The organism is Pseudomonas sp. PS02288, from assembly GCF_029959715.1.
GTDB classification, from domain to species: domain Bacteria; phylum Pseudomonadota; class Gammaproteobacteria; order Pseudomonadales; family Pseudomonadaceae; genus Pseudomonas_O; species Pseudomonas_O kuykendallii.
This window is the reverse complement of the sequence record NZ_JASCPA010000005.1, coordinates 70732-94523: the sequence shown is the minus strand read 5'-3', so window position 1 is coordinate 94523 and position 23792 is coordinate 70732. Positions and strand designations below refer to the sequence as shown.

General features: G+C 65.3%; 19 protein-coding genes and 5 tRNA genes. 16 read left to right on the top strand and 8 right to left on the bottom strand.

Annotated elements, in window-relative coordinates; translation table 11 throughout:
- Positions 1 to 7: 7 nt before the first annotated feature.
- Entirely contained in the window at positions 8 to 307 is a 300-nt protein-coding gene (locus tag QMX85_RS04200; protein WP_282338946.1) for a hypothetical protein, read from the bottom strand.
- Positions 308 to 620: 313 nt separating this feature from the next.
- On the opposite strand from QMX85_RS04200, the gene QMX85_RS04195 reads away from it, so the two are divergent.
- The 4 genes from QMX85_RS04195 (at position 621) to QMX85_RS04180 (ending at position 4191) form a co-directional block, all read left to right on the top strand.
- A complete protein-coding gene (locus QMX85_RS04195) occupies positions 621 to 1409 on the top strand; it encodes an MBL fold metallo-hydrolase (RefSeq protein ID WP_090227485.1) in 789 nt (262 codons plus the stop codon).
- 254 nt (positions 1410 to 1663) lie between these two features.
- Positions 1664 to 2239, top strand: a complete 576-nt coding sequence (locus QMX85_RS04190; RefSeq protein ID WP_282338945.1) for a YceI family protein — start codon at positions 1664 to 1666, stop codon at positions 2237 to 2239.
- Between the two features lie 123 nt (positions 2240 to 2362).
- The gene (locus QMX85_RS04185) at positions 2363 to 3523 is read left to right on the top strand and encodes a phosphatidylserine/phosphatidylglycerophosphate/cardiolipin synthase family protein (protein WP_282338962.1); all 1161 of its coding nucleotides are present in this window, start codon (positions 2363 to 2365) and stop codon (positions 3521 to 3523) included.
- Positions 3524 to 3609: 86 nt separating this feature from the next.
- On the top strand, positions 3610 to 4191 hold the full coding sequence (locus QMX85_RS04180) for a DJ-1/PfpI family protein (RefSeq protein WP_282338944.1): 582 nt from the start codon (positions 3610 to 3612) through the stop codon (positions 4189 to 4191).
- A 362-nt stretch (positions 4192 to 4553) separates the two neighbouring features.
- Here the strand turns inward: QMX85_RS04180 and QMX85_RS04175 are convergent.
- Positions 4554 to 4629: transfer RNA gene (locus QMX85_RS04175), tRNA-Asn, on the bottom strand.
- A 112-nt stretch (positions 4630 to 4741) separates the two neighbouring features.
- Complete coding sequence (locus tag QMX85_RS04170) at positions 4742 to 5938, bottom strand: amino acid aminotransferase (protein ID WP_282338943.1); 1197 nt, start codon at positions 5936 to 5938, stop codon at positions 4742 to 4744.
- 204 nt (positions 5939 to 6142) lie between these two features.
- Between QMX85_RS04170 and uvrB the strand changes: the two genes are divergently transcribed.
- On the top strand, positions 6143 to 8158 hold the full coding sequence (gene uvrB / locus QMX85_RS04165; RefSeq protein WP_282338942.1) for an excinuclease ABC subunit UvrB: 2016 nt from the start codon (positions 6143 to 6145) through the stop codon (positions 8156 to 8158).
- A 146-nt stretch (positions 8159 to 8304) separates the two neighbouring features.
- Here uvrB and QMX85_RS04160 read toward each other — a convergent pair whose 3' ends face one another.
- Together QMX85_RS04160 and QMX85_RS04155 are read right to left on the bottom strand one after the other, a co-directional pair.
- Complete coding sequence (locus QMX85_RS04160; protein WP_282338961.1) at positions 8305 to 9798, bottom strand: MDR family MFS transporter; 1494 nt, start codon at positions 9796 to 9798, stop codon at positions 8305 to 8307.
- 61 nt (positions 9799 to 9859) lie between these two features.
- Entirely contained in the window at positions 9860 to 10897 is a 1038-nt protein-coding gene (locus tag QMX85_RS04155; protein WP_282338941.1) for an HlyD family secretion protein, read from the bottom strand.
- 110 nt (positions 10898 to 11007) lie between these two features.
- Here QMX85_RS04155 and QMX85_RS04150 point away from each other — a divergent pair, with 110 nt between their 5' ends.
- The 7 genes from QMX85_RS04150 (at position 11008) to QMX85_RS04120 (ending at position 14620) form a co-directional block, all read left to right on the top strand.
- The gene (locus QMX85_RS04150) at positions 11008 to 11928 is read left to right on the top strand and encodes a LysR family transcriptional regulator (RefSeq protein ID WP_282338940.1); all 921 of its coding nucleotides are present in this window, start codon (positions 11008 to 11010) and stop codon (positions 11926 to 11928) included.
- A gap of 37 nt (positions 11929 to 11965) precedes the next feature.
- Entirely contained in the window at positions 11966 to 13447 is a 1482-nt protein-coding gene (gene gltX / locus QMX85_RS04145; RefSeq protein ID WP_090227469.1) for a glutamate--tRNA ligase, read from the top strand.
- A 139-nt stretch (positions 13448 to 13586) separates the two neighbouring features.
- Positions 13587 to 13662: transfer RNA gene (locus QMX85_RS04140), tRNA-Ala, on the top strand.
- A 49-nt stretch (positions 13663 to 13711) separates the two neighbouring features.
- Positions 13712 to 13787: transfer RNA gene (locus QMX85_RS04135), tRNA-Glu, on the top strand.
- A gap of 50 nt (positions 13788 to 13837) precedes the next feature.
- Positions 13838 to 13913 (top strand) — tRNA-Ala (locus tag QMX85_RS04130).
- Positions 13914 to 13962: 49 nt separating this feature from the next.
- Positions 13963 to 14038: transfer RNA gene (locus QMX85_RS04125), tRNA-Glu, on the top strand.
- Between the two features lie 135 nt (positions 14039 to 14173).
- Positions 14174 to 14620, top strand: a complete 447-nt coding sequence (locus QMX85_RS04120) for a thioesterase family protein (RefSeq protein WP_282338939.1) — start codon at positions 14174 to 14176, stop codon at positions 14618 to 14620.
- 1 nt (position 14621) lies between these two features.
- Here QMX85_RS04120 and QMX85_RS04115 read toward each other — a convergent pair whose 3' ends face one another.
- Entirely contained in the window at positions 14622 to 15038 is a 417-nt protein-coding gene (locus tag QMX85_RS04115; protein WP_090230352.1) for a hypothetical protein, read from the bottom strand.
- A 117-nt stretch (positions 15039 to 15155) separates the two neighbouring features.
- Here QMX85_RS04115 and QMX85_RS04110 point away from each other — a divergent pair, with 117 nt between their 5' ends.
- Both QMX85_RS04110 and QMX85_RS04105 read left to right on the top strand, forming a co-directional pair.
- Positions 15156 to 16130, top strand: coding sequence for a tRNA-dihydrouridine synthase (locus QMX85_RS04110; protein ID WP_282338938.1), 975 nt, complete (start codon positions 15156 to 15158; stop codon positions 16128 to 16130).
- A 198-nt stretch (positions 16131 to 16328) separates the two neighbouring features.
- Positions 16329 to 16775 (top strand): Hsp20 family protein, encoded by a 447-nt coding sequence (locus QMX85_RS04105; RefSeq protein WP_090230347.1) that lies wholly within the window; start codon positions 16329 to 16331, stop codon positions 16773 to 16775.
- A 67-nt stretch (positions 16776 to 16842) separates the two neighbouring features.
- Here the strand turns inward: QMX85_RS04105 and QMX85_RS04100 are convergent, their stop codons facing one another.
- Positions 16843 to 20493 carry a PAS domain S-box protein gene (locus tag QMX85_RS04100; RefSeq protein WP_282338937.1) on the bottom strand — a complete coding sequence of 1217 codons (3651 nt, stop codon included), beginning with the start codon at positions 20491 to 20493 and terminating at the stop codon, positions 16843 to 16845.
- 58 nt (positions 20494 to 20551) lie between these two features.
- On the bottom strand, positions 20552 to 21463 hold the full coding sequence (locus QMX85_RS04095; RefSeq protein WP_282338936.1) for a LysR family transcriptional regulator: 912 nt from the start codon (positions 21461 to 21463) through the stop codon (positions 20552 to 20554).
- A gap of 195 nt (positions 21464 to 21658) precedes the next feature.
- On the opposite strand from QMX85_RS04095, the gene leuC reads away from it, so the two are divergent.
- Both leuC and leuD read left to right on the top strand, forming a co-directional pair.
- A complete protein-coding gene (gene leuC / locus QMX85_RS04090) occupies positions 21659 to 23086 on the top strand; it encodes a 3-isopropylmalate dehydratase large subunit (RefSeq protein WP_282338935.1) in 1428 nt (475 codons plus the stop codon).
- Between the two features lie 10 nt (positions 23087 to 23096).
- A complete protein-coding gene (gene leuD / locus QMX85_RS04085) occupies positions 23097 to 23744 on the top strand; it encodes a 3-isopropylmalate dehydratase small subunit (RefSeq protein ID WP_282338934.1) in 648 nt (215 codons plus the stop codon).
- The last annotated feature ends 48 nt before the right edge of the window (positions 23745 to 23792 follow it).

The following is a 23792-nucleotide window of genomic DNA, read 5'->3' as shown; positions in this document are numbered from 1 at the left end:
CAGGGGGCTACCAGTAGAGGGTGACCACGGTCGGCGCCTTGTCGGCCGAGAGGGTGAGGGTGGACCTGGGCTGCAGATCGAAGGCGGTGCGGTTGCTGCCCGCCTGTTGCACCACGCGGAAACGGCTGGCGCCGGCACAGTCGTGGTTTTCCAGCCGGTAACCGTCCTTCGTCGCCTGGGTGCCGACTTCGCAACTGGCCTGCAGGGTGATGCCGATGTTCAGCGCGCCCGCCACCATACCGCTTGCCGATACGACGGTGCTGAAGCTGGCGAATGCCAGCAGGAGTACCAGGTTGCGACGTGTCATCGGTTACTTCATCCGGCTCGGGGTTAGTGGTGCGACTCCCTCCTTGGGATGTGCGGCTCCAGAAGGGCGTCATGCCTCACCGCATGGCAGAGACTACAGGGAGTGATAGCATACTGCCATTAATTTGCGCGCAAGATTACGTCAGGCTTACGAACGGTGATTCAGAGCTTGCCGCACGGAGCCGATCCGGCACGGGCGTTTTCGTCGCTTGAGCCCGGGCGTCGAAAGCCCCGTGGCACGCGGCTTGACACAAGTCAGTGGGGCAAAGCGTCACGCCGGTTAAGGTCGCGGCGCACTCTACGACGAGGTTTCCATGCGACGCGAACCCATCGTGCTGTTCGACAACGGCACCCACCAATGCATGATGTTCGACGATCTCGTCACGGGAGACGGCGTCCAGTCCAACCAGTTCCTGATCACCGATCACGAACAGTACCTGCTGCTCGATCCGGGCGGCGACCTGACCTACACGCCGCTGTCGCTGGAACTCTCCAAGCGCATCGATCTGCAGGAACTCACCTACATCTTCGCCTCGCACCAGGACCCGGACATCATCGCCTCGCTGGACAAGTGGCTGTTGCACACCCGCGCCAAGGTGATCTGTTCCAAACTCTGGGCGCGTTTCCTGCCGCACCTGACGGCCAACTATCTGGCCATCAGCCACGGCATTTCCACCTACGACCGGATCATCGCGCTGCCCGACGCCGGCCAGGCGATCCCGCTGGGGCGCAGCCTGCTGAAGGCGGTGCCGGCGCATTTCCTGCACTCGGTGGGCAACTTCCAGATCTACGATCCGGTGAGCAAGATCCTCTTCTCCGGCGACATGGGTGCCTCGATGGTCGACGACGCCAGCCCGGTGCGGGACTTCGCCGCCCACGTGCCGCACATGGAAGGCTTCCATCGCCGCTACATGGCCAGCAACAAGGCCTGCAAACTCTGGGCACAGATGGTGCGCGGCATTCCGGATCTGGAAATGATCGTTCCGCAGCACGGCCAGCCCTTCGTCGGCAAGGCGATGGTCGGTGCGTTCCTCGACTGGATCGAGAAACTCGAATGCGGCATCGACCTCATGGGCCCGAACGACTACCGCATTCCGAAGTAAGCGCCGCACCTCGCGTCATTCCCCTCCGTCGATCGTCGCGATTTCCCGTTGCCATGCAAAGGGTGGCGGGGAACTCCGCGGCGCATTGCCCTGCCTATACCTGCGTTCGGCGGCAGGCCGCTGCGCCTGCGCCGGGCGTTCCGTCGTCTGTCGGCGCCGTTTTTCGGCGTCAGCCCATGGCGGCTGAGATCAACGAATCACGGATGGTCGCGTCACCTGGGCAGGCGGTGCGGCGGCCGCCTCGCGGAGGTTCCATGCGCTGTCTGACGCTCTTGCTCGCGTTCTTCCTCAGCCCGTTGGCGATGGCCGACTGGCAACTGCAGACCGACTACTCGCGGATCAGCTTCGTCTCGGTGAAACGCGGCGACAGCGCCGAGGTGCAGCGTTTCACCGGCCTCACCGGCGTGGTCGATGCGCAGGGCGGCGTGCGCATCATGGTGCCGTTCAGTGGCCTCGACAGTGGTCTAGCGCTGCGGGACGAACGCATGCGCAACGACCTGTTCCAGATCGCCCGGTTCAGCGACGCGCAGGTCAGCAGCCAGGTCGACCTGGCGACCTGGGAAGCCCTCGCGGTCGGCGCGTCGAAGATCGACACCCTCGAATTCAAGCTCAGCCTGCACGGCCAGGAACGCCGGCTGAAGGCCGAGGTCCTGGTCAGCCGCATCGGCGAGCACAACATGCAGGTCAGCACGCTGGAGCCGGTCCTGCTCAAGGCCGTAGACTTCGATCTGGTCGAGGGGCTGCAGCGTCTCAAGGAGATTTCCGCGGTCCCCGATATCACCCCTGAAGTCCCTGTGTTCGCGGTGCTCACCTTCCAGTGGCACCCCTGATGCGGCGTACCTCCGGCCGCCGCCTGTAACCGCTGTCCCGCGCACCGAAACAGGAATTTGCATGCGCCCGTCGTTTTCCCGTTCCAACCCGGCCAGTCCCGTCGCGGCAGCGCGTCCAGCGTGATGCAGGACGGCGCGGTATTCCCCTGGCGCGGCGGCAACCGTTTCGCCCTGCTGGTCGACGGGTCGGTCTTTTTCCCGCGCATGCTGGAGGTCATCGCCGCAGCGCAGACCCGCGTCGACCTCGAGCTGTATCTGGTCGAGGACGGCGTTTGCGTGCAGCGGCTGATCGAGGCGCTGGTCGGCGCGGCGGCGCGCGGAGTGCGGGTGCGCTGCCTGTTCGACGGATTCGGCAGCCTGAAACTGGGCAGCGCGGCCCGCGCGCAGATCGAGGCGGCCGGCATCGAGCTGCGCCTGTACAACCCGTTGCGCTGGCAGCGCGGCGTGCGCAACCTGTTTCGCGATCACCGCAAGCTGCTGCTGGTGGACGAGCACCTGGCGTTCGTCGGTGGCACCGGCGCCACCGACGAGTTCTGGAACCCGGACATCGCGGAACTGCCCTGGCATGAGGTGATGGTGGAGATCGAAGGCCCGCTGATGCAGGACTGGCGGGCCTTGTTCGCCTACCAGTGGGCCCGCTGCGGCGAGCGCCGCTTCTGGTGGCCGAGCGATCCGCTGCAGCCTGCGCGCATTCCGCCTAGCCCGAGCCTCGGCGACGGCATGGGCCGCGTGGCCTACGCCGCGGCGCGCCAGCATCGGGATATCCTCCGCGCGCTGATCCGCAGCCTCAACCAGTCCAGGGAACGCATCTGGCTGGCGACCCCGTACTTCCTGCCGACCTGGAAAGTCCGCCGCCTGCTGATGAAAGCCGCGCGCCGCGGCGTCGATGTGCGCCTGCTGCTGACCAGTCGCAACACCGACCATCCGCCGATCCGCTTCGCCGGTCAGCGCTACTACGCGCGGCTGCTGCGCGCCGGGGTGCGCATCTTCGAGTACCAGCCGCGTTTCCTGCACATGAAACTGGTGCTGGTGGACGGCTGGGTCAGCGTCGGTTCATGCAATTTCGATCACTGGAACCTGCGCTGGAACCTCGAAGCCAATGTGGAGACCTTCGACCGCACGCTGACCCGCGAGGCCGAGGAGTGCTTCATCGCTGATTTCGCCGAGAGCCGCGAGATCACCCTCGAGGACTGGCGGGCGCGACCACTGCTCAAGCGGCTCTACCAGCGGCTGTGGGGCTGGATCGACCGGCTGGTGGTGAATCTTCTCGACCGGCGCCGCTGAACGCGCTTCGATGATCCAAACCGCGCGGATCGGCCGTTCGCCAACTAGGCTGGTAGCGCTGCTGTTCAACCCTCAGGAGAGTGCTCATGGCTGCCAAGAAGATCCTCATGCTGGTCGGCGATTACGTCGAAGATTACGAGACCATGGTGCCGTTCCAGGCGCTGGCCATGGTCGGCCACAGCGTCCACGCGGTCTGCCCGGACAAGAAGGCGGGGCAGACCGTGCGCACCGCGATCCACGATTTCGAGGGCGACCAGACCTACAGCGAGAAGCCCGGTCACCTGTTCGCACTGAATGCGGATTTCGCCTCCGTGCGTGCCGAGGATTACGACGCGCTGGTGATCCCCGGTGGCCGTGCGCCTGAGTACCTGCGCTTGAACGCCAAGGTGCTGGAGCTGGTGCGTGCCTTCGACGCCGCGAAGAAGCCGATCGCCGCCGTCTGCCATGGCGCCCAACTGCTCGCCGCCGCCGGCGTGCTCGAAGGCCGCGCCTGCAGCGCCTATCCGGCCTGCGCGCCGGAAGTGCGGCTGGCGGGTGGCGAGTACATCGACATCCCGGTGGACCAGGCCCACGTACAGGGCAACCTGGTCAGCGCCCCGGCCTGGCCCGCCCACCCGGTGTGGCTGGCGAAGTTTCTCGAGGTGCTGGGGACGCGGATCACGCTGTGAAGGGGTCGCGGTAAAGGAAAAGCCCCGGGCGTGGTGCCCAGGGCTTTTTTGTTTGGCCGGAGGCGCCATGGTGTTCGCTTGGGCTCCGTGTGTTTCCGCAGCCCTCACCCCCGGCCCCTCTCCCATGAATGGGAGAGGGGAGCAAAGCACGCTTCAGCAGATTTCCTTCGAGCACAAAAAAGCCCCGGTATTGACCGAGGCTTCTTGAATTTGGCTCCGCGACCTGGACTCGACGGCGTCAGCCGAACGCGCTTCAGCGCGGCCCCGCAGGGGTGAGCGTAAGCGAATAACCGGGGACGCAGTCCCTGGTGCGAGTCCGGGCGGATACAAAAAAGCCCCGGTACAACCGAGGCTTTCGAATTTGGCTCCGCGACCTGGACTCGAACCAGGGACCCAATGATTAACAGTCATTTGCTCTACCGACTGAGCTATCGCGGAACAACGACGCGCATCCTACTGATTACGAAGAAGAAGTCAACTACTGCAAAGCGCCGGGCGATGACTGAATCGGCCGGCAGCCTGCGCGCGAGCGCGAGCTGCCGGCGACGCTTCAGAGGACCTTGGCGATGGCCTGGGTCACGGCGCCGAGGTTGCCGTGGTTGAGGGCGGCGACGCAGATGCGCCCCGTGCCGACGGCGTAGATGCCGAACTCGCTGCGCAGGCGCTCGACCTGTTCGCTGGTCAGTCCGGAGTAGGAGAACATGCCGCGCTGGCGGGCGACGAAGCTGAAGTCGCGCGTGGCGCCCAGGGCACCCAACTGATCGACCAGTGCCACGCGCATGCCGCGGATGCGCTCGCGCATCTCGCCCAGCTCCTCTTCCCACAGGGCGCGCAGCTCGGGGCTGTCGAGCACGGCGGCGACGACGCTGGCGCCGTGGGTCGGCGGGTTGGAGTAGTTGGTACGGATCACCCGCTTGAGCTGCGAGAGCACGCGTGCGGCTTCGTCTTTCGTGCCGGTGACGATGGACAGCGCGCCGACGCGCTCGCCGTACAGCGAGAAGGATTTCGAGAAGGAGCTGGAGACGAAGAACGCCAGGCCGGACTCGGCGAACAGGCGCACGGCTTCGGCGTCTTGGTCGATGCCATCGCCGAAGCCCTGGTAGGCGATGTCGAGGAAGGGCACGTGCTCGCGCTCGCGCAGCACCTCGAGCACGGCTTTCCAGTCTTCCGGCTGCAGGTCGACGCCGGTCGGGTTGTGGCAGCAGGCGTGCAGCACGACGACCGAACGCGCCGGCAGGGCCTTCAGGTCGGCGAGCAGGCCGGCGCGGTCGACGCCATGGCTGGCGGCATCGTAGTAGCGGTAGTTCTGCACCGGGAAACCGGCGGATTCGAACAGCGCGCGGTGGTTTTCCCAGCTCGGGTCGCTGATCGCCACCACGGCGTCGGGCAGCAGGCGCTTGATGAAGTCGGCACCGACCTTCAGCGCGCCGGTGCCGCCGAGGGCCTGGGCGGTGACCACGCGGCCTTCGGCGAACAGGGAGGAGTCGGCGCCGAAGAGCATCTTCTGCACGGCCTTGTCGTAGGCGGCGATGCCATCGATCGGCAGGTAGCCGCGCGGCGCATGGGCGGCGATGCGGGCCTTCTCCGCTTCGGCGACGGCGCGCAGCAGCGGAATTCGTCCCTCTTCGTTGGTGTAGACGCCGACACCGAGGTTGACCTTGGTGCTTCGGGTGTCCGCGTTGAACGCCTCGTTCAGGCCAAGGATCGGGTCGCGCGGTGCCATTTCTACAGCGGAGAACAAACTCATGGTCGGGGAGCTCGAAGGGAAGAGGGCGATAGTCGGTGCGCCCCCTTGCCGTCAGGCGCTGAGGAAGGCGCAAACGGGGCGGTATTATAGCGGCCGAGTCCGCTACTCGCGATATCATCGACGGCCGTTATCGGGGAAATTTCCCGCTACGGGGTGATCGTCGTCACCTTCGCGCGTTTCGCTTCCACCCGCTTCGAGGTCCACATGTCCGAGTTCCAACTGGTTACCCGCTTTCAGCCCGCTGGCGACCAGCCCGAGGCAATCCGACAGATGGTCGAAGGCATCGAGGCAGGTCTGTCGCACCAGACCCTGCTCGGGGTGACCGGCTCCGGCAAGACGTTCAGCATCGCCAACGTGATCGCCCAGGTGAAGCGACCGACCATGGTGCTGGCGCCGAACAAGACCCTGGCCGCGCAGCTGTATGGCGAGTTCAAGGCGTTCTTCCCGAACAACGCGGTGGAGTACTTCGTTTCCTACTACGACTACTACCAGCCCGAGGCCTACGTGCCGTCGTCGGACACCTACATCGAGAAGGATTCCTCGATCAACGACCACATCGAGCAGATGCGCCTGTCGGCGACCAAGGCGCTGATCCAGCGTTCCGACGCGATCATCGTCACCACGGTGTCGTGCATCTACGGCCTGGGCAGCCCCGAGACCTACCTGAAGATGGTCCTGCACGTCGACCGTGGCGACAAGCTCGACCAACGCGAGCTGCTGCGTCGGCTCACCGAATTGCAGTACACGCGCAACGAGATGGACTTCGCCCGCGCCACCTTCCGCGTGCGCGGCGACGTGATCGACGTGTTCCCGGCGGAATCGGACCTCGAAGCGGTGCGTATCGAGCTGTTCGACGACGAGGTGGAGAGCCTGTCGGCCTTCGATCCGCTGACCGGCGAGGTAATTCGCAAGCTGGCGCGCTTCACCTTCTTCCCCAAGACCCACTACGCCACGCCGCGTGACACGCTGCTGGGCGCGGTGGAGAACATCAAGGCCGAGCTCAAGCAGCGTCTGGATTACCTGAGAGAGAATCACAAACTGGTGGAGGCGCAACGGCTGGAGCAGCGCACCCGATTCGACCTGGAGATGATCCTCGAGCTGGGCTACTGCAACGGCATCGAAAACTACTCGCGCTACCTCTCCGGGCGCGGTCCTGGCGAGGCGCCGCCGACCCTTTTCGACTACCTGCCGGCCGACGCGCTGCTGGTGATCGACGAGTCCCACGTCAGCGTGCCGCAGGTCGGCGCCATGTACAAAGGCGACCGTTCGCGCAAGGAAACCCTGGTCGAGTACGGCTTCCGCCTGCCGTCGGCGTTGGACAACCGGCCGCTGCGCTTCGACGAGTGGGAGGCGATCAGCCCGCAGACCATCTTCGTTTCCGCCACGCCCGGGCCTTACGAGGCGGAGCATGCCGGGCGGGTGATCGAGCAGGTGGTGCGGCCGACCGGGCTGGTCGACCCGCAGATCGAGATCCGCAAGGCGACCACCCAGGTCGACGACCTGCTTTCGGAAATCACCAAGAACGTCGCCATCGGCGAGCGCGTGCTGGTCACCACGCTGACCAAGCGGATGGCCGAAGACCTCACCGACTACCTCGCCGACCACGGCGTGCGGGTGCGCTACCTGCACTCGGACATCGACACCGTGGAGCGCGTGGAGATCATCCGCGACCTGCGCATCGGCACCTTCGACGTGCTGGTGGGGATCAACCTGCTGCGCGAGGGCCTGGACATGCCCGAGGTGTCGCTGGTGGCGATCCTCGATGCCGACAAGGAAGGCTTCCTGCGTTCCGAGCGCTCGCTGATCCAGACCATCGGCCGCGCCGCGCGCAACCTCAACGGCCGGGCGATTCTCTACGCCGACAACGTCACCGGCTCGATGCAGCGCGCCATCGACGAGACCGAGCGTCGACGCAACAAGCAGATTGCCTTCAACGAAGCCAACGGCATCGTCCCGCGCGGGGTGACCAAGGACGTTCAGGACATCCTCGAGGGCGCCACCGTGCCGGGATCGCGCAGCAAGAAGCGTCGCGGCGAAGCCAAGGCCGCGGAGGAAAGCGCGCGCTACGAAAACGAGCTGCGCTCACCGAGCGAGATCAACAAGCGCATCCGCACGCTGGAGGAAAAGATGATGCAGCTCGCCCGCGACCTCGAGTTCGAAGCCGCCGCGCAGATGCGCGACGAGATCCACAAGCTGCGCGAGCGCCTGCTGCAGGTCTGACCGGTTCGCCTGCGCCCCCGGCGTCGCCCGTAGGCTGGGCTTCAGCCCACCACCTTCAGCCCACCACCTTCAGCCCACCACCTTCAGTCCACCATCTCAGCGTGCCTTCGTCGCTCGGGCCGGCACGGCCCGCCGTCCGCACGCCGTCAATGCCCACCGCCACCGCCCTGCATGCCCTTGGGCAGCGCGCGTGTCAGCAGTACCGCGATCATGCTGATGCCCAGCGCGATGCCCACGCAGTGGAAGGCGTCGTTGTAGGCCATGATCGCCGCCTGCTGGTGGACGATCTCGTTGAGCTTGCCCAGCGCCGCGGTTTCGTTGCCGAGTTGCCCGGTCAGCAGGTTCAGGCGTTCGGCGACCTGCGGGTTGCTCGGCACCACGGCCTCACGCAGGTAGTCGAAGTAGACCTTGGTGCGGCTGTCCAGCAGCGTGGCGAGCAGGGCGATGCCGATCGCACCGCCGAGGTTGCGCAGGATGTTGAACAGGCTGGAGGCCGAGCCGGCGTCCTGCGGCTGGATGTAGGCAGTGGCGATCAGCGAGATGGTCACCATGATCATCGGCTGGCCGAGGGCGCGGATGATCTGGATGGGGTGGAACTGGTCGCCAGCGAAGTCCGGGTTGAGCACGCCCGAGGCGAAGCTGGAGAAACCGAACAGGGCGAAACCGGCAGCGCACAGCAGCTTCGGCGGGATCACCTTCATCAGCTTGGGCACGAAGGGAATCAGCACCAGCTGCGGCAACCCCATCCACATGATCACTTCGCCGATCTGCAGCGCGTTGTAGTTCTGGATCTGCGCCAGGTACAGCGGCAGCAGGTAGATCGAGCCGTAGAGCCCCAGGCCCATGCCAAGGCTGGCGATGCTGGTCAGGCCGAAGTTGCGCTCGCGCAGGATGCCGAGGTTGATCAGCGGATGCGGGCGGGACACCTGCAGGATGACGAACAGGATCAGGCTGACCAGCGCGGTGGAGCCCAGGCCGACGATCAGCGAGGACTCCAGCCAGTCCTTGCGGTGGCCTTCCTCGAGGAACACCTGCAGGCAGCCGAGGCCGATGGCCAGGGTGACGATGCCGGCGTAGTCGCTGGTCTTCAGCAGCTCCCAGTGCGGCGCCTTCTTCTCCAGCCCGTAGAGCAACCCGGCGATCATCAGCAAGCCGGGCGGCACGTTGATGTAGAAGATGTATTCCCAACCCCAGTTCTCGGTCAGCCAGCCACCCAGCGTCGGGCCGATGGAGGGCGCGAAGGTGGCGGTGATGGCGAACAGCGCCATGCCCTTGGCGCGGTGGTGTTCGGGCAGCTTGATCAGCGTGAGGGTGAACGCCAGAGGAATCAGCGCGCCGCCGGTGAAGCCCTGCAGCGCGCGGAAGACGATCATGCTCTCAAGGTTCCAGGCCATCGAGCAGAGCAGCGACGAGGCGAGAAATCCCAGCGACACCCACACCGCCAACCGGCGCGCCGAGAGCAGCTGCACCAGCCAGGCGGTGAGTGGAATCATGATGATTTCCGCCACCAGGTAGGAGGTGGAAATCCACGAACCTTCCTCCAGGGTGGCGGACAGCGCGCCCTGGATGTCCTTGAGCGAGGAGTTGGTGATCTGGATGTCGAGCACCGCCATGAAGGCGCCGAGCATGGCGCTCATCACGGCGATCCAGTCGCGCCGGCTGGGCTCGCCGGTCGGCCGGATCAGTTGATCGCCGGCCACGCTATTCGGCGGCCTGGAGGCTGACGTCGACGTCCACCGACATGCCCGGACGGATGCGCCCCTTGAGCGGGTTGTCGGCGGGGATGGCGATCTTCACCGGGATGCGCTGCACCACCTTGGTGAAGTTGCCGGTGGCGTTGTCCGGCGGCAGCAGGCTGAACTGCGCGCCGGAGGCGGCGAACAAACTCTGCAAACGGCCTTCGATGGGCGCGTCGGGGAAGCTGTCGAAGGTCAGTTCGGCCTTCTGTCCCGGCGCCATCTTGCCGATCTGGGTTTCCTTGAAGTTGGCCTGAACCCAGATCGCCTCGTCCGGCACCAGCGCCAGCAGGTGACTGCCGACCTGGGTGTATTGCCCGGCGCGGGCGCTGCGCTGGCCGACCAGCCCGGAGACCGGGGCGTGGATTTCGGTGCGCGTGAGGTTCAGTTCGGCCTGGGCGAGGTCCGCGCGGGCGCTGGCGATCTGTGCGTCGAGGCGCTTGAGGTCGGCGTTCAGGGCCTCCACCTGCTGGCGTTGCCCGGCGAGGTCCGCCTGCGCCTTGGCCATCTGCGAGCGTGCCACGCGGCTGTCGGCGGACAGCGTGGTGACGCGTTCTTCGGAGACGTAGCCGGGTTTGCGCAGCGCTTGCGCGCGCGACAGGTCGACCTGCGTCCGCCCCAGTGTCGCCTGGCTGGCGGCGACCTCCGCCTCGCTGGCGGCGATCAGGCTGCCCTGCTGGGTCAGCCGGCTCTGCGCCTGCGCGCGCTCGGCCTCGCGGGTGGCGAGGGTGGCGCGGGCGCGTTCCAGAGCCAGCTGGAAGTCGTCCGGCTCCAGGCGAATCAGCAGGTCGCCCTTGTTCACCTGCTGGTTGTCGTCGACCAGCACTTCCACGACCCGCGCGCTCACCTGGCTGGAAATACGGGTGATCTCGCCTTGAACGTAGGCGTTGTCGGTGTGTTCGTGGAAACGGCCGATTAGCCACCAGTGAGCGAAGAAGGCGCCGACGACGAGGGCGACGAGGAGCAGGAAAACGAACAGGCGGCGTTTGAGTTGCGCGGGCATGGGGCGGGGCTCGAGGCGATTCTTGGAATTTGGGGAGAAGAATCTACCAGTGTTCCCGAATGGCATATAGCCGCTACACTTCCGAAATTTGTTGCGTATAGGGAACAATAATGGGTCTTGATGATGCGCTGATTTTTACCCGGGTCGTCGAATACCACAGCTTCACCCAGGCCGCGCAGAGCCTGGGCATGCAGAAATCCACCGTCAGCCGGCGCATCGCGCTGCTCGAGGAACGCCTCGGCGTTCGCCTGCTCAACCGCACCACCCGCAAGCTGAGGCTGACCGAAGTCGGGCAGGCCTACTACGAGCGCTGCCGGCAGATCATGCTGGACTTCGCCGAGGCCGAGCAGGCGGTCACCCAGTTGCAGAAGGACCCTTCCGGTCTGCTGAGAATCACCGCGCCGATCGAGTTCGGCCAGTTGTTCCTCGGGCGCCTGCTCGGCGCTTTCATGCGCGACAACCCGCAGATCATCGCCGAGGTCGAGCTCACCTCGCGCCAGGTCGATCCGGTGGAGGAGGGCGTCGACATCGTCATCCACATCGGCCAGCCGCAGGATTCCAGCCTGATCGCGCGGATGCTCTGCGAGAACCCCCGGCGCCTGTGCGCAAGCCCGCTGTATCTCGAACTCAACGGTACGCCGCGGAACGAAGCGGACCTCGCCACCCACCGGGCGATCCTGATGCCGCACGACTCTCCGCGCTACTGGCCGATACTCGGGCAGAACATTCCCTGCCATCGGGTGCTTTCCTCGAACAACATCAGCTTCGGTCGCGAGGCGGCCCTGGCCGGTGCCGGCATCGCGGCGCTGCCGATGATGATGTGCGAGGAGGAGGTCCGCTCCGGGCAGCTCATCGAGCTGCTGCCGGATGCACGCCTGCCGATGGGCGAGCTTTACGCGCTGTATCCGTCGCGGCGCTTCCAGGCGATGAAGGTCAAGGCCTTCCTTGATTTCCTGATGACCCACCTGCCGGTTGAGAACGGTCGCTTGCTGGAGCCATCCGCCGCACGCCTGTTAACATCGCGGCTTTGATCGACCCTCCGTTCCGCCCCCCGTTTCGAGAGACGCCATGACCACCGTCCGTACCCGCATCGCGCCGTCGCCCACTGGCGATCCGCACGTCGGCACCGCTTACATCGCCCTGTTTAACCTGTGTTTCGCGCGCCAGCACGGCGGCCAGTTCATCCTGCGCATCGAGGACACCGACCAGGTCCGCTCGACGCGCGAATCCGAACAGCAGATCTACGACGCCCTGCGCTGGCTCGGCATCGAGTGGGACGAGGGTCCGGACGTCGGCGGCCCGCACGGTCCCTACCGGCAGAGCGAGCGCGGCGAGATCTACCGCAAGTACGCGCTGGAGCTGGTCGAGAAAGGCCATGCCTTCTACTGCTTCTGCACCCCGGAAGAACTCGACCAGATGCGCGCCGAGCAGATCGCGCGCGGCGAGACGCCGCGCTACGACGGTCGCGGTCTGCTGCTCTCCGACGAGGAGGTGCAGCGGCGCCTGGCCGCCGGCGAGCCCCACGTGATCCGCATGAAGGTGCCCAGCGAAGGCATCTGCGTGGTGCCGGACATGCTGCGCGGCAACGTCGAGATTCCGTGGGACCGCATGGATATGCAGGTGCTGATGAAGACCGATGGCCTGCCGACGTACTTCCTCGCCAACGTCGTCGACGACCACCTGATGAACATCACCCACGTGCTGCGTGGCGAAGAGTGGCTGCCGTCGGCGCCCAAGCTGATCAAGCTGTACGAATACTTCGGCTGGGAGCAGCCGGCGCTGTGCTACATGCCGCTGCTGCGCAATCCGGACAAGAGCAAGCTGTCCAAGCGCAAGAACCCGACCTCGGTCACCTTCTACGAGCGCATGGGCTTCCTTCCCGAGGCGATGCTCAATTACCTCGGGCGCATGGGCTGGTCGATGCCCGACGAGCGCGAGAAATTCTCCCTCGCGGAGATGATCGAGCATTTCGACGTCAACCGCGTGTCGCTCGGTGGGCCGATCTTCGATCTGGAGAAGCTCTCCTGGCTCAACGGCCAGTGGCTGCGTGAACTGCCGGTGGAGCGTTTCGCCGCCGAAGTGCAGAAGTGGGCGCTGAATCCCGACTACCTGATGAAGATCGCTCCGCACGTTCAGGGCCGGGTGGAAACCCTGAGCCAGATCGCGCCGCTGGCCGGGTTCTTCTTCTCCGGCGGGCTGAACCTGGACGCGAGCCTGTTCGAGCACAAGAAGCTGTCCGCCGATCAGGTGCGCCAGGTGATGCAACTGGTGCTGTGGAAGCTCGAAGCGCTGCGCCAGTGGGAGAAGGAGCGCATCACCGGCTGCATCCAGGCGGTGGCCGAATCGCTGCAGCTCAAACTGCGCGATCTGATGCCGCTGATGTTCCCGGCGATCACCGGCCAGGCCAGTTCGGTGTCGGTGCTCGATGCCATGGAGATCCTCGGCCCGGACCTGACCCGCTTCCGCCTGCGCCAGGCGCTGGAGCTGCTGGGCGGGGTGTCGAAGAAAGAAACCAAGGAATGGGAGAAGCTGCTCGCGGCGATCGCCTGACGGGCGTGGATGTCGCAGTCGCCTTTCTGCCACCTTCGCTTTTAAGTAATTGTTCTTATGGCGGAAAATTTTCAAAGTCGGCAAAAATACTGTTGACAGCCCCAAGGTCCTTACCTACTATGCGCCCCGTCCTCGAGACGGGGCTATAGCTCAGCTGGGAGAGCGCTTGCATGGCATGCAAGAGGTCGACGGTTCGATCCCGTCTAGCTCCACCAATTTGCCACGGTCAGTTCACGAACTGGTTGATGTTGTAGAAGGGCTTGCGTCCCCTTCGTCTAGTGGCCTAGGACACCGCCCTTTCACGGCGGTAACAGGGGTTCGAGTCCCCTAGGGGACGCCATTATTCCAGCAGCGACGTTTCGGCGCCGCGAGTCGAGAGACGATAAATCCGGGGCTATAGCTCAGCTGGGAGAGCGCTTGCATGGCATGCAAGAGGTCGACGGTTCGATCCCGTCTAGCTCCACCAATTCACGGACAAGGCCAGCCAGGTGCTGGCCTTGTTTTTCGAAGGTTTCGTCCCCTTCGTCTAGTGGCCTAGGACACCGCCCTTTCACGGCGGTAACAGGGGTTCGAGTCCCCTAGGGGACGCCATTTTTTTACCCGTGTCTTACGGGATGTTAAGGGTCACCCCTCATTGGGTGGCCCTTTTGTTTTTCTGTCGCCGGATTTTCGTTCGGCGCATCGCAACCGCTAGACTCGCAGTCTTTGCCAACCGGGAGTCGAACCGTGAACTGGGATTTCCCCGAGCCTTTCCTGACCGACATCCAGGTCGCCGCCGAAGACATCGACGGCCTCGGCCACGCCAACAATGCGGTTTACGTCAGCTGGCTGGAGCGCTGCGCCTGGCGCCATTCGCAGAGCCTGGGTCTGGACCTGGCCGAGTACCGCCGGCTCGACCGGGCGATGGCCGTGGTGCGGCACGAGATCGATTACCTGGCCGCTGCCTACGAGGGCGACGAGCTGCGCATGGCGACCTGGATCGTCGAATCCGATCAGCGCCTGCGTATGAACCGGCACTTCCAGTTGATACGGGGCAGCGATGCCAGCGTGCTGCTGCGCGCGCAGACCACCTTCGTCTGCATCGAACTGTCCACCGGCCGCCCCAAGCGAATGCCTGCAGAGTTCGTCGAGGGTTACGGGCGCGCGCTGCTTCCTGCCGCCGCCAGGGGCTGAGTCACTCGATCTGCGGCGAGAGGAAGAATCCGGACGCGTTCTGCATCACCTTGTAGCCGCGGGTCTCGCCCGGCTGCAGAAGCACCGACTGTACGCTGACCTGGGCCTGGTCCGGCTTGCACAGCGCCGAGCCGGCCTGTGCGACGCTCAGGGCGATATCGCCGGCCGCCACTTCCAGCACCACCTGTTCGCCCGGCGGTATCTGTGCCGCCATCTGGCTCTGGACGTACAGGTCTACCGTGCAGGCATTCAGCCCTTCCTCGTCGCGACTTACGATCAGCCGTGCCGGCGAATCGGGCGCCGGGTTTTCCGCTGGCGGCGCCATCGCGCCGTTCCCCATCGCCGGTGGCGGGCTGGCCGTGGCCAGTCCGCAGGAAACCGTGAGCAGCGCGGCAAGCAGGCTTCTTTGCAGGTTCATCGTCGATTCTCCATGTCCTGTCTACACAGACAGCCGGCGCCGGCGATAGCTCCCGGCCCCTGTGCCCGCCCGGACGGGGCACGTAAACTACGCGACTTTTTCCGCGAGACCGCCGTTATGCAGATCGCCCTGGCGCCCATGGAGGGGCTGGTCGATGAGATTCTCCGCGATGTGCTGACCGGCGTCGGCGGCGTCGACTGGTGCGTCACCGAGTTCATCCGCGTCAGCGACCGGCTGTTGCCCGCCTCGCACTTCCACAAGCTGGCGCCGGAACTGCGCGACGGTTCGCGCACGCCGTCCGGCACGCCGATGCGGGTGCAACTGCTCGGCTCCGATCCCGCCTGCCTGGCCGACAACGCGGCCTTCGCCTGTGGCCTGGGCGCGCCGGTGATCGACCTCAACTTCGGCTGCCCGGCGAAGACCGTGAACAAGTCGCGCGGCGGTGCGGTGTTGCTCAGGGAGCCCGAGCTGCTTCACGCGATCGTCACTGAGGTTCGCCGCGGCGTGCCGGCGGCGATTCCGGTCACGGCTAAGATGCGCCTGGGTTTCGACAGCCCCGATGTCGCGCTGGATTGCGCGCGGGCGCTTTCGGATGCTGGCGCCGCGCAGATCGTGGTCCATGCGCGAACCAAGGTGCAGGGCTACAAGCCGCCGGCGCACTGGGAATGGGTGGCGCGCGTGCAGGAGGTGGTGCCGGTACCGGTGTACGCCAACGGCGATATCTGGACGCTGGAGGACTGGCGGCGCTGCCGCGAGATCAGCGGCGCGCGCGACATCATGCTCGGTCGCGGACTGGTTTCCTGCCCGGATCTCGCCCGGCAGATCGCCGCGGCGGAGGCCGGGCGAGCGGTCGAACCGATGACCTGGAGCGAGCTGCTGCCGCTGTTGCGCGCGTTCTGGGTGCAGGCACGGCGCAAGCTGTCGCCGCGCTATGCGCCGGGGCGCCTCAAGCAGTGGCTGGCCATGCTGATGCGCAGCTATCCCGAGGCGGTGGAGCTGTTCGGCGCGATCCGCCGGGAGAGCGACTGCCCCCTGATCGACCGCCTGCTCGGCGTGGACCCGAAGGCGCTGCCGGCGATGCGAATCGCCTGAGTTCCCTCCAACTCAGCGACCACCCAAGTCCAGCAGGGCGTTGGGTGCTGCGACTGTTTTCGTCCTGAAGATTTCCTGACGAACGGTATTTTTCGGCGAGCTTGAAATCGTTTTCTGCGTCCTCATCTTGGTTCTCGCGGGGATGCCGAAGACGGGTTTCCGCCACTTACCACTTGCTGATTATTCAGGAGATTCGACATGAGTACTGCTCTTTCCATGGCTCCACTGTTCCGCCAATCCATCGGTTTCGATCGTTTCAACGATCTCTTCGAGTCGGCCCTGCGCAATGACGCCGGCAGCTCGTACCCACCCTACAACGTCGAGAAGCACGCCGACGACCAGTACCGCATCGTCATCGCTGCGGCCGGTTTCCAGGAGTCCGATCTCGAGTTGCAGGTCGAGCGCGGCGTACTGACCGTCAGCGGCGGCAAGCGCGAGCGCAGCGAGGAAAACGTCACCTTCCTGCACCAGGGCATCGCCCAGCGTGGCTTCAAGCTGTCGTTCCGCCTCGCCGACCACATCGAAGTGAAATCGGCCGGACTGGCCAACGGGCTGCTCAGCATCGACCTGCTGCGTGTCGTACCGGAAGAAGCGAAGGCCAAGCGCATTCCGATCGCCAGCGAGCGTCCGGCGCTGAACAGCTGAGTCATCGTCAAAGACGAAAAGGGGCGCCGCGGCGCCCCTTTTTCTTGCCCGCCGTTTCCGCTCTGGGTCAGTCGGCCGGCGCCGCGCTTTTCAGCAGTTCGCGGAACCGCTCCAGCGGCAGCGGCTTGCTGAACAGGTAGCCCTGATAGAGATGGCAGCCCTGGCGCTGGAGAAGCGCGAGCTGGTCCTTCTGCTCGACGCCCTCGGCGAGGATTTCCAGGCCCAGTGCGCGCGCCATGGCGATGATGGCGCGGACGATTTCCGCATCGCTGGGGTTGTTCACCGCGTCGCGGACGAACGACTGGTCGATCTTCAGCATGTCCACCGGTAGCTGCTTGAGGTAGGTCAGCGACGAGTAGCCGGTGCCGAAATCGTCCATCGCGAAGGTCAGGCCCAGGCGCTTGAGGCGCAGCATCTTGCCGATGGTCTCCTCGAGGTTCTGGATCACGATGCTTTCGGTGATCTCCAGCTTCAGCAGGGTTTCCGGCAGTTGGCTCTGTTCCAGGCAGCGTTCGACACGGGCGACGAAGTCACTGTGGCCGAACTGGCGCGGGCTGATGTTGATGCACAGGCTGAAGCGCTGCGCATCGATCAGTCCGTCGCGCAGCAGCTCGGCGCAGACCTCGCAGGCGCGCTGCAGCACCCAGCCGCCGACTTCGTAGATCAGCCCGCTTTCCTCCAGGATCTGGATGAACTGCCCCGGTGGGCGCGGCCCCAGCGTCGGATGCTCCCAGCGCAACAGCGCCTCGGAACCGACGATGCGGCCGCTGCGGGCGTCCACCTGCGGCTGGAAGTGCAGGTCGAATTCGTTGCGTGCCTGTGCGAGGCGCAGGTCGTTTTCCAGGCGCAGACGTTCGCTGGCGGCTTCCTGCATGCTGCTGCGGAACAGCTGGATGGCGTTGCGCCCCTGTTCCTTGGCCTTGTACAGGGCAATGTCGGCGCGCTTGAGCAGGTCCGCCGGGGTGCTGCCGTGATCGGGAATCAGCGCGATGCCGATGCTCGGCGTCACCTGCAGGCGCTGGCCGTCGAGCAACATGGGTTCGGCGAGCAGCCGGCGCAATTTGTCGGCGATCTGCCGGACCCGGCGGGTGACTTCGCCGCGTTCGCCCTCCAGCCCGGACAGCAGCACGACGAACTCGTCGCCGCCCAGGCGGGCGACGGTGTCCTCCTGGCGCGTGCTGGCTTCCAGGCGTGCGGTGATCATCTTCAGCACGGCGTCGCCGACCGGGTGGCCGAGGGAGTCGTTGATGTGCTTGAAGTGATCGAGGTCGACGAACATCAGCGCGCCGCGCATGCCGTGGCGGCGGAGCAGGGCGATCTGCTGCTTGAGGCGGTCCATCAGCAGCGCGCGGTTCGGCAGGTTGGTCAGTGAATCGTGATAGGCCAGGTGCTGCACCTGGGCCTGCGCGGCCTTCAACTGGCTGATGTCGCGCGCCGTGAGCAGCAGGCAGTGCACGCCGTTCAGCTCGATGGGCTCTACCGACACCTCGAAGGTGAGAATCTCGCCGTTGTGATGCAGGCCGCGCAGCTCCTGGTGCTTGACCCGGCCATCGCGCTTCAGCGTCTCGATCATCGCCTCGCGCTCGGCGGGGTCGGCCCAGATGTCGAGCTCTAACACGCTCTTGCCAATGACCTCGTCGGCACGGTAGCCGGTGAGCCGGGTGAAGCCCTCGTTGACCTCGATGTAGCGGCCGCTGTCGCGCTCGCTGATGGTGATGGCGTCCGGGCTGGAGTGGAACGCCTTGGCGAACTTCTCCTCGCTGGCCTTCAGCGCGGCTTCGGCACGCTTGCGTTTGGTGATGTCGCGGAAGGTGGTGGTGATGCACAGCGCGCCGTCGACATGGATGAAGCGGCTGGAGATCACGCAGGTCAGCTCCTGGCCGGCGCGCGTGCGGAAGTGCGCTTCGATGTTGGTCAGTTCGCGTTCGGTTTGAATGCGCTCATAGAGCCGCTGGCGCTGTTCCGGGTCGGCCCAGAAATTCAGCTGCTCGGCGCTCTTGCCGGCCGCGTCCTCGGGCTTCCAGCCGAAGGTGGCAGTGAAGCTCGGGTTGATTTCGATGAAGGTGCCTGGGTCCACGCAGTTCACGCAGATCGGATCGGGGCTGGCCTCGAACAGGGTGGCGAACTTCTCCTCCGAGGCCGCCAGGCGTTGTTCGCGCTCCACCCGGTCGGTGATGTCGACCAGGATGCCGGCCATGCGCAGCGGCTTGCCACGCTCGTCGCGGTAGAGCTTGGCGGTGTTTTCCAGGTAGCGCAGGCGCCCGTCGGCGAGGCGCGTGCGGTAGACGTTCTGGTACTCGGTGCGGCGGCTGGCGAGCAGCGCCCGGTAGGTCTTGCGGATCTTGATCCGGTCGTCCAGATAGACGCTGCTGAAGAAGTCCTGGAAGTTGCCCTGGTAGGGCTGCTCGGCGAGCCCGTGAAGCGCCGATGAGCGCGCGGAGCCGTACAGCGCGTCGCTCGGAATGTGCCAGTTCCACGTGCCCAGGGAGGCGGATTCCAGCGCCAGTTGCAGGCGTTCCTGGCTGACTTTCAGCGCCTGCTCCTGTTCGCGCTGGCGGGTGATGTCGCGCACCGTCAGCACCAGGCAGCGCTGGCCTTCGAGTTCCACCTCCCCGCCGTACAGCAGGTTGATGCTTCGCCGGCCATCGCGATGGTAAAGGTGTGCCTCGAGGTCGCGGAAATGGCCTTGCTTCAGGGCTTCGAGCATGCGCTGGCGTTCACTGAGGTCGCTCCAGATGCCCAGGTCCATCGAGGTGCGGCCGAGGGCTTCGGCCTTGCTCCAGCCGAACTGGCGCTCGAAGCCCGGATTGATCTCGAGGAAGCGCCCGCTGAGCAGTTCGGTGATCACCACCGCATCGGGGCTGCTGAGGAAGGCGTTGGCGAACTTGTTTTCACTGGCGCGCAGCGCGGATTCAGCGCGTTTGCGCTCGCTGGTGTCGAGGAAGGTACAAAGCAGGAAGGGCTCGTCGTGGATTTCCAGGTGCTTGCAGGACAGCGTGCCGTCGAGCACGCGGCCGTCCTGGGTTCGCAGTTGGACCTCCTGGATCACCGGGTCCGAGGTCAGCGAGACGCTGCGGATGATGAAGTCCCGTTGCGCCAGGTTGACCCACAGCCCGATGTCCTGGGTGGTGCGGTTTTGCGTCTGTGCGCGGCTCCAGCCGAACAGGGTCTTGAACTGGTGGTTGGTTTCGATCAGCAGCCCGTCGGGGTACTTCACCAGGAAGATCGCGTCCGGGCTCATCTCGAACAGGCTGGAGAAGCGGTGCTCTGAACTGATCAGCGCTTCCTCGCGCGCCTGTTGCTCGTCGATGCCGCGGCATACGCCGAGCAGAAGGCGGCCGTCTTCGCGCTGGCGCAGGCTGCCACCGAGTTCCAGCCAGTACAGACCGCCGTCGGCGCGGTGCATCCGGTGGCGATAGGTCTGCGCACTGCCTTCGGCCAGCGCCTGGAAGATCGCCAGGACCTCGCCCTGTTCCTCGTCCGGCACCTGGCTCAGGTAATCGACGGCGCCCGCCCGGCCGCTGCCATCGAGGCCGAATAGCCTGAGCGCGCTCGGCGAGGCATGGAGTTCGCCGCTGTCGACGGACCAGTACCAGATGCCGAGGTGCGCACCGTCCAGCGCCGCCAGCAGCAGAGGCGCGTCGTGCCAGATATCGTCGAAGCCAGGCGAGTCTTGCGGAACGATGCGAGGATTGGGGAAGCGGCGCTTGTCGGCCATCGCGATTCTTCTTGGTGCTGGCGGCCACGCGACAGGGTCGTGCAGCGGCAGAATGCCATTATGTGGCTACGTTAGCGTCCGTCCTGACGCCAGCGCAACCATCGGCGCTGCGGTCGAGCAGGGCCATGAAGGCTTTTGCCGCGTTCGACAGCGTTCGCTCGGTGTGCAGGATATAGCCCAGCTGGCGATTGAGCTGGATACCGCCCAGCGGCAGACGCGCCACCTGCTCGTCGAGCATGGTCCGCGGCAGCACGCTCCAGGCCAGTCCGATGGACACCATCATCTTGATCGTCTCCAGGTAGTTGGTGCTCATGGCGATGTTCGGCGTGAGCCCCTGGCCCTCGAACAGCCGCTGCACGATGTGATGGGTGAAGGTGTTGCCGCCGGGAAACACCGCCGGGTGCTTGGCGACGTCCTCCAGGCTGATCTGCTGCTTCAAGGCCAGCGGGTGCTCGGGCGCGGCGACGAAATCCAGCGGGTCGCTCCATACCGGCACCGCTTTCACCGGCGCCGCCGTGGCCGGCGCCAGGGTGATCACCGCCAGCTCGGCGCGGCCATGGAGAATTTCCTCGTAGGCCACTTCCGAATCGAGGAACTGGATGTCCAGCGCCACCTGCGGATGGGCGCGGGTGAAGGCGCGCAGCAGCGGCGGCAGGCGATGCAGTCCGATGTGATGGCTGGTGGCGAGGGTCAGCCGGCCGCTGATGTCGCCGCTCAGGTTGGTCAGCGCGCGGCGCGTATCGTCGAGCACGTTGAGGATGCGATAGGCGCGCGGCAGCAGCGCGCGACCGGCTTCGGTGAGGCTGACTTCGCGGCCTAGGCGGTCGAACAGGCGCACCTTGAGCTGCTGCTCGAGGGCGGCGATGCGCTTGCTTACCGCCGGTTGGGTCAGGTGCAGGCGTTCACCGGCTATCGAAAAACTGCCGGTTTCGGCGACGGCGATGAAGGCGTTGAGGTTGGCGAGGTCCACGGCAGATCCCTTGAGCGCGCGCTTTGCGGCTTTTCCTGGCGTTATAGCTCAAGTCATTCCCCGCGGGAATGCGCCTGATGAAAAAGATGAATTGGAGTTATCCAGGCGCTCCCTTTAGCATTCGCCCTACAAGCCAGGTGGGTTTTCATGCATCGCCACCCCGGCATAGAAAAGTACCGATGAGGAACAACCGAAATGGCCGGCAAGACGCTCTACGACAAGCTCTGGGAAGCCCATGAAGTGAAGCGGCGCGACGATGGGTCGTCGCTGATCTACATCGACCGCCACATCCTTCACGAGGTGACCTCGCCGCAGGCGTTCGAAGGCCTGCGCCTGGCCGGTCGCAAACCCTGGCGCATCGACGCCAACATCGCCACGCCCGACCACAACGTGCCGACTACCCGCACCGAGCGACAGGGCGGCCTTGCGGCGATCTCCGACGAAGTCTCGCGCATCCAGGTGATGACTCTGGACGAGAACTGCGACGACTTCGGCATCCTCGAATTCAAGATGAACGACGTGCGCCAGGGTATCGTCCACGTGATCGGCCCGGAGCAGGGCGCGACCCTGCCGGGCATGACCGTGGTCTGCGGTGACTCGCACACCTCGACCCATGGCGCGTTCGGCGCGCTGGCACACGGCATCGGCACTTCGGAAGTCGAGCACGTGCTCGCCACCCAGTGCCTGATCGCCAAGAAGATGAAGAACATGCAGGTGCGCGTCGAAGGCAAGTTGCCCTTCGGCGTGACCGCCAAGGACATCGTCCTCGCGGTGATCGGCAAGATCGGCACCGCCGGCGGCAACGGCCATGCGCTGGAATTCGCCGGCAGCGCGATCCGCGATCTGTCGATGGAAGGCCGCATGACCATCTGCAACATGTCCATCGAGGCCGGTGCCCGCGTCGGCATGGTCGCCGCGGACCAGAAGACAATCGACTACGTGAAGGGCCGCCCGTATTCGCCCAAGGGCGAGGATTGGGACAAGGCCGTGGCGGCCTGGGCCGACCTGGTGTCGGACGACGACGCGCATTTCGATACCGTGGTCGAGCTGCGTGCCGAGGACATCAAGCCGCAGGTCAGCTGGGGCACCTCGCCGGAGATGGTCCTTGCCGTCGACCAGAACGTGCCTGACCCGGCGCGCGAGGCCGATCCGGTCAAGCGCGATTCGATCGAGCGCGCACTCAAGTACATGGGCCTGGCCGCCAACCAGGCGATCACCGATATCAAGCTGGACCGCGTGTTCATCGGTTCCTGCACCAACTCGCGGATCGAAGACCTGCGCGCCGCCGCCGAAGTGGCCAAGGGCCGCAAGGTCGCGGCCAACGTGATCCAGGCGATGGTGGTTCCGGGTTCCGGGCTGGTCAAACAGCAGGCCGAGGAGGAGGGGCTGGACAAGATCTTCCTCGACGCCGGTTTCGAATGGCGCGAGCCCGGCTGCTCGATGTGCCTGGCGATGAACCCGGACAAGCTCGGCAGCGGTGAACATTGCGCTTCCACCTCCAACCGCAACTTCGAAGGCCGCCAGGGCGCCGGTGGGCGCACCCATCTGGTCAGCCCGGCGATGGCCGCCGCCGCCGCGGTGACCGGCCGTTTCATCGATGTTCGCGAATTGATCCAGGCCTGAGGAAGCAGACATGAAAGCCTTTACCCAGCACACCGGTCTCGTCGCGCCGCTCGACCGCGCCAACGTCGACACCGATCAGATCATCCCCAAGCAGTTCCTCAAGTCGATCAAGCGCACCGGCTTCGGGCCGAACCTGTTCGACGAGTGGCGCTACCTCGATATCGGCCAGCCGAACCAAGACAACAGCAAGCGCCCGATCAACAAGGATTTCGTGCTGAATTTCCCGCGCTACCAGGGCGCCAGCGTGCTCCTTGCCCGTGAAAACTTCGGCTGCGGTTCCTCCCGCGAGCACGCGCCCTGGGCGCTGGACGAGTACGGCTTCCGCAGCGTGATCGCGCCGAGCTACGCCGACATCTTCTTCAACAACAGCTTCAAGAACGGCCTGCTGCCGATCATCCTGAAGGACGAGGAAGTCGACGAGCTGTTCGAGCAGGTCGAGGCCACCGAGGGCTACCTGCTGACCGTCGACCTGGCCGCGCAAACGGTGACCCGACCGGACGGCAAGAGCTATTCGTTCGAGGTCGACGCCTTCCGCAAGCATTGCCTGCTCAACGGGCTCGACGACATCGGCCTGACTCTTCAGGACGCCGATGCCATCAAGCAGTTCGAGGCCGGTCACCAGCAGCGCCAGCCCTGGCTGTTCGGCGCCATCAAGTAAGCGGCGCGCCGTAAGGTGCGCCATGCGCACCTTGCCCTCTACGCGGAG

Coding starts and splice junctions, on each gene's coding strand:
- QMX85_RS04200 (WP_282338946.1), bottom strand. CDS start 307: ATGACACGTCGCAACCTGGTACTCCTGCTGGCATTCGCCAGCTTCAGC.
- leuC (WP_282338935.1), top strand. CDS start 21,659: ATGGCCGGCAAGACGCTCTACGACAAGCTCTGGGAAGCCCATGAAGTG.
- QMX85_RS04180 (WP_282338944.1), top strand. CDS start 3,610: ATGGCTGCCAAGAAGATCCTCATGCTGGTCGGCGATTACGTCGAAGAT.
- QMX85_RS04195 (WP_090227485.1), top strand. CDS start 621: ATGCGACGCGAACCCATCGTGCTGTTCGACAACGGCACCCACCAATGC.
- uvrB (WP_282338942.1), top strand. CDS start 6,143: ATGTCCGAGTTCCAACTGGTTACCCGCTTTCAGCCCGCTGGCGACCAG.
- QMX85_RS04150 (WP_282338940.1), top strand. CDS start 11,008: ATGGGTCTTGATGATGCGCTGATTTTTACCCGGGTCGTCGAATACCAC.
- gltX (WP_090227469.1), top strand. CDS start 11,966: ATGACCACCGTCCGTACCCGCATCGCGCCGTCGCCCACTGGCGATCCG.
- QMX85_RS04110 (WP_282338938.1), top strand. CDS start 15,156: ATGCAGATCGCCCTGGCGCCCATGGAGGGGCTGGTCGATGAGATTCTC.
- QMX85_RS04105 (WP_090230347.1), top strand. CDS start 16,329: ATGAGTACTGCTCTTTCCATGGCTCCACTGTTCCGCCAATCCATCGGT.
- QMX85_RS04155 (WP_282338941.1), bottom strand. CDS start 10,897: ATGCCCGCGCAACTCAAACGCCGCCTGTTCGTTTTCCTGCTCCTCGTC.
- QMX85_RS04185 (WP_282338962.1), top strand. CDS start 2,363: ATGCAGGACGGCGCGGTATTCCCCTGGCGCGGCGGCAACCGTTTCGCC.
- QMX85_RS04190 (WP_282338945.1), top strand. CDS start 1,664: ATGCGCTGTCTGACGCTCTTGCTCGCGTTCTTCCTCAGCCCGTTGGCG.
- QMX85_RS04100 (WP_282338937.1), bottom strand. CDS start 20,493: ATGGCCGACAAGCGCCGCTTCCCCAATCCTCGCATCGTTCCGCAAGAC.
- QMX85_RS04115 (WP_090230352.1), bottom strand. CDS start 15,038: ATGAACCTGCAAAGAAGCCTGCTTGCCGCGCTGCTCACGGTTTCCTGC.
- leuD (WP_282338934.1), top strand. CDS start 23,097: ATGAAAGCCTTTACCCAGCACACCGGTCTCGTCGCGCCGCTCGACCGC.
- QMX85_RS04170 (WP_282338943.1), bottom strand. CDS start 5,938: ATGAGTTTGTTCTCCGCTGTAGAAATGGCACCGCGCGACCCGATCCTT.